Source organism: Argonema antarcticum A004/B2, assembly GCF_023333585.1.
Lineage (GTDB): Bacteria > Cyanobacteriota > Cyanobacteriia > Cyanobacteriales > Aerosakkonemataceae > Argonema > Argonema antarcticum.
Genome location: NZ_JAIQZN010000029.1, coordinates 16,988 through 29,924, shown reverse-complemented (window position 1 = coordinate 29,924; position 12,937 = coordinate 16,988). Strand labels below are relative to the sequence as shown.

Below are 12,937 nucleotides of genomic sequence, written 5' to 3'. Positions count from 1 at the left end.
TACGCCTAGTAGCGGGATGCTGCTAGGCGTATTTTTTTTAGCTGGAGTTCGTTCAGTGATTCTGCTGTGCTGTGATTAGCTGTTGGAATCGAGGCTTTAAAAAAGCTTCAACTTCCTCCATGCTTACTTGCGTATTTTGCCACGCCTCACGGGCACTCAAGCGTTCACACCAGGCACTCAGATGGGGATAATTATCTAGAGGCACACCTAGCGCAGGCATCCAAGGAACTACTGTTCCGGCGACGAGTTCGGCTAGAGTGATGGTAGGGCTACCACCAAAATAAGTGCTAGACCTCAGTAACCCCTCAAAAAATTTCAGTACCGTGTGTATTCGCTGTTCTGCTTGTTCCAGCTTCTGTGGGTCATCCGTAGGAATGCCCAACATCCGATAAGTCAAAGGATTCATAGCAGGAAACAGTTCGTTGACAGTCACCAATTCCACCATCCGCACGGTTGCTAGAGCTTTGGCATCTGTAGGCAGCATAGCAGGCGTGGGATACTTCGCCTCCAGATAGTCGAGGATTGCCAAAGATTCCACGATGCTAAAATCATCATCGACTAAAACGGGGATGTGATGGAAAGGGCTAATCGCGATAAAGTCTGGTTGCAACTGATCCCCATCCAGGTTGAGTGTCACCAGTTCAAAAGGAATCTGCTTTTCTAGTAGTGCAATCCAGACACGGCGAGAGTTTGGGGAAATTGGTGTGTGGTAAAGCTTGAGCATGGCATCTTGGGTTAAGGTGGGGTTCTAAATTTAAGCGCGGCGCAGTAGACGTATTAATACTAACAAGCCCAACGCGATCGCTAAACCACCTGCTGTCGCTGCTAGAGGAAGTTGATTAGCCTGACGCACAGCAATTGCGACAAATGCCCACATAATTACCAGGGGATAAGCTATATCGGCTCGTTTAGCCGTAATTGTGGCCGCAATACCCGCTCCGGCAATCAGCATGATTGCTGTCCATACTTGCGGACTAATTCCCCAACCGTTCCAATTAATACTGTAGAGCGCGATCGCCACATTGACAATCGTCGCTACACTAATCCAACCCAGATAAATACTCAAGGGAATATGTACAAACCACAACTCTTTTCTGCTAACTCTTTCTAAACCAATCCCCAGGCGCATATAAATCGCAATTAGTGGTATCAAAATCATCACCATTGCCAGCAAAGAAAGTGGGAATAAGCGATACTGAAACAGAAATATCCAGATGATTTGAGCAAAACTCGCTATTGCTAATAAATAGCCAAGTTTATGTAACATAGGATTTTCTCGTTGAGCGGGTAGTAGTTGATAAAACCCTAAACTAATCAACCCAAAATAAATAATTCCCCAAATTGCAAAAGCATAGTTGGCGGGAATGATTTGAACTTCTTTAAAAAAAGTGTTAGAAATTTCGCCAATTGTCAGACCGTTGAGGGGAGCGATATTGGCTAAAATATTCAGCAAGAATGCGGCAAGAATCGCAATGAAGTTTACCCATTGGTTGAGAATCTTTGAGTCGAAGCGGCCAGAGTTTGAGTTCATAAGTATGGATACTCCTGTTGTTTTAATAACTCAAGTTGCTAGGTACGTTGTTGCGCTAAAATAACGTACCTATAAATCGTCCTCAGCCTAGAAATGCTGGGGCTACACAGGCTATATATAGCAACCGCCAAGGCGCTCAAGGCATTCTTAATTCCTGAAACAATAATAAAGCTTTCTTACCCTAGCCCCTAGCCCCTTTGCCCCCTCCCCTAGTCCCTAGCTATAGCTGCTATTTCTTTAAGCTTAAGCATTTTTTTAGGATTGTGACCGACGCTATAACAGCGGATGGGGATGAGAAACCGGCTTTATTTGGTTGTAAAGGGCGATATTGCCGGTTTCTGGGATTACTGAAGCGCGTTATAGTCCCTTGGCGATATTATTGGTAAGCACGCTTAAACTCTTTTGGGCGGTTCACCCAGTCGGAGGCAACAGTTACTAGATAACTTGGTTACTCGAAAAAAAGAAATAAGCGTGATAATTTAATGACATAGCCATAGCCAGATATGTTAGGACAGTATAGAACTATTCGCCGCAAGGAAGCGATTGTGTTTACACTCAGCATTGCTGACCTTGCACTTTGCTATAGTTACCAGAGTTAAGAGATTATCTTTGGATGGGAGGAAGTGATGAATAGCAGTGCCATTTTGTGTGTAGATGACGATCCATTCGTTTTAAAACTACTCCTGGAGCAATTAAAGCGCCACTTGGGAGATAGTTGTTACATTGAAGTGGCAGAAAGCAGCAAACAAGCTTTAGAAATTGCCGAAAAGTTGTATAACGAGGGAATAGAAATTAATCTAATTATCTTCGCTCAATTCATGCCAGGGATAAAAGGAGATAAACTGCCGATCGCGTTTCAGACGTGGCATCCAAAAATGCTGCAAATAGCGTTAACTGAACAGGCAATTACTGAGGTAGAAATCGATGGGGTGAACGCTGCGAACTTGTATCGCTACATTGCTAAACCTTGGGATGAAATTGACTTAGCATTGACTGTAAAGGAAGCCCTGCGGCGTTATACACAAGAGCGACAATTAGCCAAACAAAATGCGGTACTGAAAAAATTAAAGGCGTCCCTAGAACGAAAATTCGCAAAGCGTACTCTGGAACTAACCGCAGCCAATACCCGACTTGAACAGGAAATTGTCGATCGCAACTTACTTGAGGAAAAGCTAAGTTTTTCTGAGCGGAAAATACGTGCAGTCTTCGAGGCGATGACCGACATTGTACTGATAGTTAGAGAAGAAGGAGCCATAGAAGTTGTACCGACAAATCCGGCCCGATCGGGCCAAACTGACGCCAATTTGCTCAACTCAACTATAGAGCAATTTTTTCGGGAAGAGTCAGGGGAAGTTTGGTTCGGCAAAATACGGCTAGCCTTAGATGAACAGCAAACGATCGATTTTGACTACAGCCTACCTCTTGACAACGAGGAAGTTTGGTTTGCCGCCAGCATTTCCCCTTTACCCAACAACTCAGTCATCTGGGTAGCGCGTAACATCACCGAACGCAAGCAAGCAGAGGCAGCAATGCAGGCAGCAAAAGCGGCTGCCGAAGCTGCAAACCGCGCCAAAAGTACCTTTCTTGCCAATATGAGCCACGAATTGCGATCGCCCCTCAACGCCATCCTTGGCTTTGCCCAAATAATGAGCCTCAGTCAAACCCTACCCTCCGAACACGGTGAAAATCTCGGTATCGTTAGGCGTAGCGCCGAACACCTGCTCACCGTGATCGATGACGTACTAGACATGGCCAAAATTGAGGCCGGACGCACCACCCTCAACGAAACTAACTTCGACCTCCATCGCCTGCTGAACGACTTGAAACAAATGTTTCAACTCAAAGCTGAAGATAAGGGATTGGAGTTAGTTTTTGTTTCCTTAGACGTGCCTAAATATGTGCGAACCGATCAAGTTAAATTGCTTCAAGTCTTGATTAACTTAATGACCAACGCGATTAAGTTTACAACATCGGGCACAGTGTCGGTAAGGGTAAGACGGGGAATGGGCGAGTGGGAAGTGGAGCGTAGGGAAGGCTTTCGTGCGACTCGCTGTTCCCTACACTTTGAAGTTGAAGACACCGGTCCAGGCATCGATCCCGACGAGTTAGATAGTGTCTTTGAAGCCTTTGTGCAAACAAAAACAGGACAACAAGCGCAGGAAGGGACAGGCTTAGGGTTGCCTATTAGCCGGAAATTTGTCCAACTGATGGGTGGCGAAATAACTGTCAGCAGCGAAGTTGGCAAAGGTACAACCTTCAAATTTGATATTAAAATCAGCCAGATCGAGGCTACTGAGATCGAGTACAAACAAGCGACACAGCGAATCATTGGCTTAGAACCCAACCAACCCCGCTATCGCATTCTGATTGTGGATGATAAATGGGACAATCGCCAGCTACTTGTGAAACTGCTTTCCCCACTTGGCTTTGATATCAAAGAAGCCAGCAACGGTAAAGAGGCTATTGAGATATGGGAATATTGGGAGCCGCATCTGATCTGGATGGACATGAAGATGCCGGTAATGGACGGGTATGAAACCACCAAACGGATTAAAGCGACCGCTAAAGGCAAAACCACTGCCGTTATTGCTTTAACAACCAGTAGCTTTCAGGAAGAAGAAGCCATTATTCTAGAAGTTGGTTGCGATGATTTTATCCGCAAGCCCTTCCGAGAAGAAGATCTCTTTAAAACAATGAATAAACATATTGGGGTGCTATATGTTTACGAACAACTAACCCACTCCCCAGCTTCAACCGAAACGGACGCGCTGATTCTCAACTCGGATGTCGTCGCTGCCTTACCTGCTGATTGGTTAGTTTCCTTGCAACAAGCCACAATCCAGTGCGATTTAGCGATGATGCTGCTCCTGATCGACGAAATTCGCGAACAAGAAGATCGGATTGCTAATGCGCTAGCTTATTTAGCTAACAATTTTCAGTTTGAAGAGCTATTAAACTTAATCCAGAGCGAGACAGGTTAAATATGATCCTAAAGCAAGTTAATGACTTTAAAGCCAATATTTTAGTAGTTGATGATAACGCTGAAGATTTGAAACTTTTAATGAGTATGTTGTCATCAAAAGGTTATAGAGTCCGGGTAGCACCGAATGGAAAGCTGGCTCTCAAGTCTGTGAAATCAAGTCCTCCAGACTTAATTTTGCTTGACATAATGATGCCTGGAATAGATGGCTATGAAGTCTGCCAACACCTCAAAGAAAATTTTCAAACTAGGGATATTCCCATTATCTTTTTCAGCGCATTGAATCAAGTTGTTAATAAAGTAAAAGCCTTTGCGATCGGAGGAGTAGATTATATCATCAAACCGTTTCATGAAGAAGAGGTTTTGGCTCGCGTTGAGAATCAATTGCGCTTGCAGTCATTACAAAAGCAGTTAGCGGAACAAAATGCACAACTACAACAAGAAATTCGTTATCGCAGTTGTGCAGAAGAAGCATTGCGGTTATGGGCTGACAAGCTACGGGAGCAAAACATCATATTAGCAAAAATTGCCAAAAATAAAGCTCTTAATCAGGGAGATATTAAACCTGCTGTCCAAGAAATTACAGCAGCAACTGCCCTTAATTTGGCAGTTGAACGAGCCAGTGTTTGGCTGTACGACGAGACAAAGACAAAATTAAAATGCGTTGATTTATTTGAGCAAAGTATTAACCAACATAGCGAAGGATTTGAACTGGCAATAGGAGACTATCCGGCTTATTTTGAAGCTTTGGAGCAAGACGAACCGATCGCAGCTGCGGACGCGCACGCAGACCCGCGAACTAAAGAGTTTTCCGAGTCTTATTTGACTCCATTAGGGATTGCTTCTATGCTCGATATACCCATTCGGCTGGGGGGAGAAACGGTGGGAGTTTTATGTTTGGAACACATCGGATCTGTTCGCGATTGGACACCAGAAGACCAAAATTTCTCTCGCTCGATCGCAGATTTAATATCTTTGGCACTCGAAGCAAGAGAACGTCAACGCGCAGAAGCAGGGCGACGTTCCTCTGAAGCAAAATTAGCATCCGCCTTTCGCTCTTCTCCAGATCCGATCGGACTGGTAACTTTCCCCCAGGGACGCTACATCGAAGTCAACGATAGCTTCTGTAACTTTTTCGGTTACGATCGCGCACAGACGATCGGTCGCACCGTCCGAGATCTGAATATTTGGGTCAATCTAGAAGAGCGTAACAAAATCGTCCAGAGCGTGCAAGAGAAAAGAGCCATTCGCAATTGCGAAGTAGATGTTCGCACAGCATCAGGCGAGATAAAAACGGTACTATTTTCAGCAGAACTGATCGAAATTGACGGACAAGAGTGCCTACTTGGCACAAAGAAGGACATCACCGATCGCAAAAAAGCGGATGTGGCACTGAAATCGGCAACCGAACGCCTGCAATATCTGCTTACTTCTAATCCAGCAATTATTTACAGCTGCAACGCAGGAGAGGATTTTGGCACTACTTTTATCAGCAGCAACGTCAAGGCAATGTTGGGCTACGAAGCGCGAGAATTTTTAGAAGATTCCAGTTTCTGGAGCTACCATATTCACCCAGAAGATGTCCATCGTATTTTTATCGGATTAGCGAACTTGTTATCGCAGCGCTCTTACTCCTGCGAATATCGCTTTTTGCACAAAGACGGCACTTATCGTTGGGTCTACGATCAGCGTAGGTTAGTCAGGGATAAAGCTGGTAACCACGTCGAATGTATTGGTTATTGGGTAGATATCAGCGATCGCAAACAAGCAGAATTTGCATTGCGGGAGAGTCAACGCCGGTATCAAACCTTAGCAGAAGCCTCACCTGTTTGTATATTCAACACCGATGCTGATGGAAATTGTCTCTACGTCAATCAGCGCTGGAGCGAGATGACAGGACTTTGTTTAGAAATGGCGGCGGGAGAAGGGTGGACAAGTAACTTACATCCAGATGATTGCGATCGCGTTTTTACCGAGTGGGCTTTTGCAGTCGAAGCTAGGGTGGAGTTTAAGTCTGAGTATCGTTTCCAGCGCCCTGATGGGACTCTAGTTTGGGTAATCGGTCAAGCATTGCCAGAAATTGGGAATGACGACGAAATTAAAGGCTACGTCGGTACGATTACCGATATTAGCGATCGCAAACGCACAGAAGCAGCCCTCAGAGAAAGTGAAGAACGCTTTGGGCTAGCCGTTTCTGGCACCAATGATGGCATTTGGGATGGCGACTTGAGGACCGATCGAGTTTATTTCTCTCCTGTTTGGATGAAAATGTTGGGCTACAGCGAAGGAGAATTGCCCTATCTAATTAGCACCTGGTTAGACAGGGTGCATCCAGATGATTTACCCAAAGCTTTGGGAGAATTTCAAGACCACCTTGAGGCCAAAACCCCCATTTATCAGAACACCCATCGAATCCAACGCAAAGATGGTCAATGGTTGTGGGTTGAGGCGAAGGCTAAATGCCAGCGCGACTCAGGAGGGAAAGCTTACCGAGTTACGGGGACAATGGCCGATATTACCCAACGCAAACAGGTAGAGGAGGCATTGCAGGAGAGTGCAGAACGGGAAAGAGCTCTAGCCCAAGTTATTCAAAGAATGCGCCAAACTTTGGATATTGAAACGATATTTGCTGCCACAACCCAAGAATTACGGCAAGTCATCGATTGCGATCGCGTTGTCGTCTATCATTTTCATCCCGACTGGAGTGGAGAATTAGTCGCAGAGTCTGTAGGAAATGAGTGGAATTCTCTACTGGAACAACAAGCAAATTATCCCAAATTGGCAGAAAATGCAGTTGAAGAACAGCATTGCACTGTGAAAGCACTCAATAGCTTAGATTCCCCGATCTGGCGGGATACTTATCTGCAAGAAACCCAAGGCGGTGTATACAATGAAGGCGCAAGCTATTTAGTTGTTGAAGATATTTACTCTGCTAATTTTACCCCTTGTTACCTCGAACTCTTGGAGCGATTTCAAGCCAGAGCTTATATCATTGTGCCCATCTTCTCTGGCAATAAACTGTGGGGATTGTTGGCAACTTATCAAAATTCTGCTCCCCGCCAATGGAAAACAACAGAAATTAATGTCCTAGTTCAAATTGGCAATCAGTTGGGAGTCGCTTTGCAGCAAGCAGAATTACTCGAACAAACTCAGAAACAATCGCAAGCACTACAAAAATCTGCTCTAGCCGCCGATGCAGCCAACCGCGCCAAAAGCGAATTTCTCGCCAACATGAGCCACGAACTGAGAACGCCACTCAATGTTATACTCGGTTTTACCCAAGTCATGACTCGTGACACTTCCCTATCTAGCCAGCAACAGGAAAACCTAGTAATTATCAATCGTGCTGGCGAACATCTGCTCGAACTGATTAACGACATTCTGGAAATGTCCAAAATCGAGGCCGGTCAAACCACATTAAATGAAAACAGCTTTGACTTAATTTACTTGCTAGACAGTCTAGAAAAAATGCTGCGATTCAAAGCCGAATCTAAGGGTCTACAACTCCGATTTGAATCTGCCTCAGACCTGCCTCAATATGTGCAAAGCGATGAAAATAAGTTGCGTCAAGTCTTGATTAATTTGCTAGGCAATGCGATCAAATTTACAGAAAAAGGTACTGTAGCGTTGCGAGTAAAGAGGGGATTAAAAACCGGCGAAAAAAGTATCAATAATCAATCTTTATATTTTGAAATAGAAGACACAGGCCCCGGCATCAAACCCGAAGAACTTGACCTTTTATTTAAAGCTTTTGGGCAAACAGAAACGGGGCGAAAATCTCAGCAAGGAACGGGATTGGGTCTACCTATTAGCCGAAAATACGTACAATTGATGGGTGGAGATATTAAAGTCAGCAGTACCCCCGGTAAGGTAACTTTGTTTACTTTTGATATTCAAATAAAATTGACTGACGCGGCTAAAATTAAGACACGCCAAAGTAAATGCAAAGTAATTGGTTTAGCGCCAAATCAGCCAGAATATCGCATTTTGGTAGTTGATGACGCTAGAGAAAGCCGTCTTTTGTTAGTCAGACTATTCACATTAATCGGCTTCTCCGTGCGGGTGGCAGAAAATGGTCGAGAGGGAGTTAGCGCCTGGTCAAGTTGGTTACCTCACCTGATCTTGATGGATATGAGGATGCCGGTGATGGATGGTTATGAAGCGACTAAACAGATTAAAGCACATCCTCTGGGTAAGACAACTAAGATCGTTGCCCTTACTGCTAGCGCCTTCGACGAACAGCGACAGATGATTCTGTCAATTGGGTGTGACGATTTTGTTGGTAAGCCATTTCGAGAGGAGGTTTTGTTAGGAAAAATCAGTCAACATTTAGGGGTTGAATATATCTATGAACAAGAAGATCTAATAGCGAACGCAATGCAGCAAACAGATTTTTTGCCAGAAGCAGATTTAGTTTCTCTTTTGTCTGAAATGTCTGCTGAGTGGATAGCACAGTTATACCATGCTGCCGTTCAATGTAGCGATGAGCTAATTTTGGATTTGCTAGAACAAATTCCTCCAGAAAAATCCACTTTGGTAGACGCTATTACAGATTTGGCAAATAACTTTCAGTTTGAAAAAATTATGCAATTGACACAACAGGGTACAAAATGAATAACGAGAGCGTTGATTTGTCTAAAAAAGATATTCTCATAGTTGATGATACGCCAGCAAACCTGCGTTTTTTAGCCAAGATTCTCACGGTTCAGGGGTATAATGTCCGCAAAGCTTTGAACGGGCAAATAGCGCTTACTTCGTGTCAAATGATTTTGCCGGATCTGATATTACTCGATATTATGATGCCCGATATGGATGGCTATGAAGTTTGTCTGCGTCTGAAAGCGGATGAGCAAACTTGCAAGATCCCGGTAATTTTTATAAGCGCCTTAAGTGATGTTTTCGACAAAGTAAAAGGGTTTAAAGTTGGCGGTATTGACTACATCACCAAGCCGTTTCAATTTGAAGAAGTTATCGCTCGCGTCAAAAGTCAACTGGCACTAAGGGAGGCAGAAATAAAAATTTACCAACTTAATCTTGAACTCGAAGAACGGGTTAAGGAGCGCACTTTTCAGCTGGAAGTGGCAAATCAAGAACTCCTGGTAGAAATTATGGAACGCAAGCAACTTCAAAATCAACTGCTGCATATAGCGCTGCACGATTCACTTACTGACTTGCCGAACCGGGCTCTATTTATGCAGTGCTTGTCAGAGAGTCTCAACCGCGCTAAAGAACAGCCAGATTATCAGTTTGCTGTACTATTTATGGATTGCGATCGCTTCAAAATCGTCAATGATTCCCTCGGTCATCTGGTGGGAGATGAATTGCTGATTGCGATCGCCCACCGACTGCAAGGTTGTCTAAAACCTATTGATACTATAGCACGATTAGGCGGCGACGAATTTGCCATTATCCTAGAAAATATTACAGACCTCGGCATGGCCACACAAGTTGCCGAACAAATTCTTCAAGAGCTATCAACTCCTTTTCAACTATCCAGATATGAAGTATTTATCAATGTGAGTATTGGCATTACTCTGAGCAATACTTACGACGATAAGCCAGAATATCTGCTTCGGAATGCCGACACCGCAATGTATCGCGCTAAGGCACTGGGAAAAGCTCGGTATCACGTTTTCGATCCAGCTATGCACCAACAAGCTCTCCAACTTTTACAGCTAGAAAATGACCTGCGAAGGGCTGTGGAACGGAAAGAATTTATCGTTTACTATCAGCCGATCATCTCCCTATATACAGGCCGAATTAGCGGATTTGAAGCGCTCGTGCGGTGGAAACATCCCACTCGCGGTTTAGTTTCTCCGGGAGAGTTTATTCCGGTGGCGGAAGAAACGGGTTTGATTGCTTCGATCGACACTTGGGTATTGCAAGAAGCTTGTCATCAACTAAGTATCTGGCAGAAGCAGCAACCAGCTGAAGAACCGCTGACGATGGGCGTCAATCTTTCGGTGCGGCTGCTTTCGCAGCCCAACTTAATCGAATATATTGCACAAGTTCTTCAGAAAACAGATTTAAATCCTCAAACTTTAAAGCTGGAGATCACCGAAAGTGCCATAATGGAAAATAAGGAATCTGCTCTAATAATTTTAGATGAACTCAAAAAACGTAAAATCCAGTTAAGTATTGATGACTTTGGCACTGGCTATTCTTCTTTGAGTTACCTGGACAGTTTTCCTGTAAATACGCTCAAGATTGACCAATCTTTCATTAATCGGATGGATGGAAAACTAGAAAAGAAGGGTCTGGTTCCGGCAATTATCAGCATGGCCCACAGAATGGGGATAAGTGCGATCGCTGAAGGTGTAGAAACCCACGAGCAGTTAGCTCAATTGAGAACTTTAAACTGTGATTTCGGTCAGGGTTATCTGTTTTCTAAACCTTTGGAAAGTAAGTTAGCTTTCGCTTTGCTCGCATCTGAACCCCAATGGTAATTGTTATGTACTTCAGGGGGTAAAACAATGATTAAAAATCCATACGAAGCGAACAAAGACAAGATTATCGGGGTTGATAACAATCTAAAATCCGAAAAAAAAGATAACATTTTGCTCGTTGACGATACGCCTGATAACCTGCGTTTTTTATCCAATATGTTGAGCAAAGAGGGGTATGAAGTTCGCAAGGCACTTAACGGAAAGACGGCTTTGATGGCAATACAGGCGGCTCCCCCCGATCTGATTTTGCTCGACATTATGATGCCGGAAATGGATGGATATGAGGTTTGCACTCAGCTAAAAGCTTCAGAAAAAACTCGCGATATTCCGGTAATTTTTTTGAGTGCCCTGGATGATGTTTTGAACAAGGTGAGAGCCTTTAATGTGGGTGGATCGGACTACATTAGCAAACCGTTTCAGTTTGAAGAAGTTTTGGTTAGAGTCAAAAATCAGCTAACCGCTCAGCGTCTCCAAAAGCAACTGGGCGAGCAAAATGCAATTCTGCAACGGGAAATCGAAGAACGCAAGCTGGTAGAAGCGGCGCTTCGCTCTTCGGAAGCGAAAAATCGCGCTTTAGTTGATGCTATCCCGGATGTGATGTTTCGCATCAATGCCGATGGTATCTTTCTTGACTACCGGGGTGCAAAATTCGATCGCTTCTCAACCACAGAGTTTGAGGATGAGAAATTGACCAAACCCTTTTGCAGTTCGCATTACAGCGATTTGCCCTACGGACAAACGGTACGCGATCGCCAAGCGATAGGCAAAAAAGTATCGGAGATTTTCTCTGAGGACTTAGCTGCGTGGACGATGCACTACGTCGAAGAAACCCTCTCCACCCAAACGATGCAAATAGGCGAGTACGTTCAACAGGTCAATGGTCAATGGCATCATTACGAAGCGAGGTATGTAGTTAGCGGAGCGGATGAAGTTTTGGCGATTCTGCGCGATATCTCCGATCAAAAACGGGCTGAGGCAGAGATGCGGCAATCGGAAGCACAATTGAAAGCGCAAAAAACACAGCTAACAGAAACTTTGAACGAACTTAAACGGACGCAAGCAACCCTAATTCAGAATGAAAAAATGATTAGTTTGGGGCAACTCGTGGCAGGCATCGCCCACGAAATTAACAACCCAATCGGCTTCATTTATGGCAACCTCTCCTATGTGAGTAGCTATACTTCTGGCTTGTTGCGGCTGGTGAAAATGTACCAAGAAGCTTTGCCCAATCCTACAACAGATATCCAGCAATTTATTGAAGAGATCGAGTTAGAGTTTTTGGATGAAGATTTGCCGAAACTCATTGGTTCCATAAACGCGGGAGCCGAACGGATTAGCAAAATTGTGCTTAGCTTACAAAACTTCTCCCGCCTTGGGGAAGCCGAACTCAAGAGAGTGGATATCCACGAAGGAATCGAGAGTACTTTAATGATTTTGCAGCACCGCCTCAAAGGTAATTCCAATCGTCCTGCGATTGCAGTGGTAAAAGAATTTGGTTCGCTACCTTTGGTTGAGTGCTATGCGGGAAAAATTAATCAGGTGTTTATGAATATTCTGAGTAATGCGATTGACTCTTTGGAGTCACGCTTCGCCAACGATGCGATCGCAAAATCATTTGTCATCGATCGTTCCTCATTGGTGGAGACTACTAAATTATTAACAAATGACAATCCTACGATTACCATTCACACTGAATTAGTTGAGGCACAGCGGGTGGCAATAACAATTACCGATAATGGGCAAGGGATGACAGAAGCGGTAAGAAAGCGTGTATTCGATCCATTTTTTACCACGAAGGAAGTTGGCTCTGGGACGGGATTAGGAATGTCGATTAGTTATCAAGTTATTGTGGAGCAACATGGAGGGGAGATTCGTTGCGAAAGTGCTATTGGAGAAGGAGCAAAATTTACTATTGCAATTCCGATTTTACACCCGAAGTTGCTCCCAGTAATATGAGCAAGAATACCAACCACAGTTCAT

At 44.2% G+C, this 12,937-nt stretch carries 6 protein-coding genes; 4 read left to right on the top strand and 2 right to left on the bottom strand.

Annotation, left to right across the window (positions count from 1 at the left end; genetic code table 11):
- Nucleotides 1–52: 52 nt before the first annotated feature.
- Both LAY57_RS14530 and LAY57_RS14525 read right to left on the bottom strand, forming a co-directional pair.
- Complete coding sequence (locus LAY57_RS14530; protein ID WP_249067496.1) at nt 53–724, bottom strand: glutathione S-transferase family protein; 672 nt, start codon at nt 722–724, stop codon at nt 53–55.
- A gap of 30 nt (nt 725–754) precedes the next feature.
- On the bottom strand, nt 755–1,531 hold the full coding sequence (locus LAY57_RS14525; protein WP_249067495.1) for a TspO-related membrane protein: 777 nt from the start codon (nt 1,529–1,531) through the stop codon (nt 755–757).
- A gap of 626 nt (nt 1,532–2,157) precedes the next feature.
- Between LAY57_RS14525 and LAY57_RS14520 the strand changes: the two genes are divergently transcribed.
- From LAY57_RS14520 to LAY57_RS14505, 4 genes are read left to right on the top strand one after another with little or no spacing between them, the layout of a single operon-like run.
- Complete coding sequence (locus tag LAY57_RS14520) at nt 2,158–4,512, top strand: response regulator (protein WP_249067494.1); 2,355 nt, start codon at nt 2,158–2,160, stop codon at nt 4,510–4,512.
- A gap of 2 nt (nt 4,513–4,514) precedes the next feature.
- Nucleotides 4,515–9,125: a PAS domain S-box protein gene (locus tag LAY57_RS14515; protein ID WP_249067493.1), complete on the top strand. Its 4,611-nt coding sequence runs from the start codon at nt 4,515–4,517 to the stop codon at nt 9,123–9,125.
- On the top strand, nt 9,122–10,957 hold the full coding sequence (locus LAY57_RS14510) for a two-component system response regulator (protein WP_249067492.1): 1,836 nt from the start codon (nt 9,122–9,124) through the stop codon (nt 10,955–10,957). Before LAY57_RS14515 ends, LAY57_RS14510 begins: the two co-directional genes overlap by 4 nt.
- Nucleotides 10,958–10,984: 27 nt before the next feature.
- Complete coding sequence (locus tag LAY57_RS14505) at nt 10,985–12,913, top strand: response regulator (RefSeq protein WP_249067491.1); 1,929 nt, start codon at nt 10,985–10,987, stop codon at nt 12,911–12,913.
- Nucleotides 12,914–12,937 lie beyond the last annotated feature (24 nt).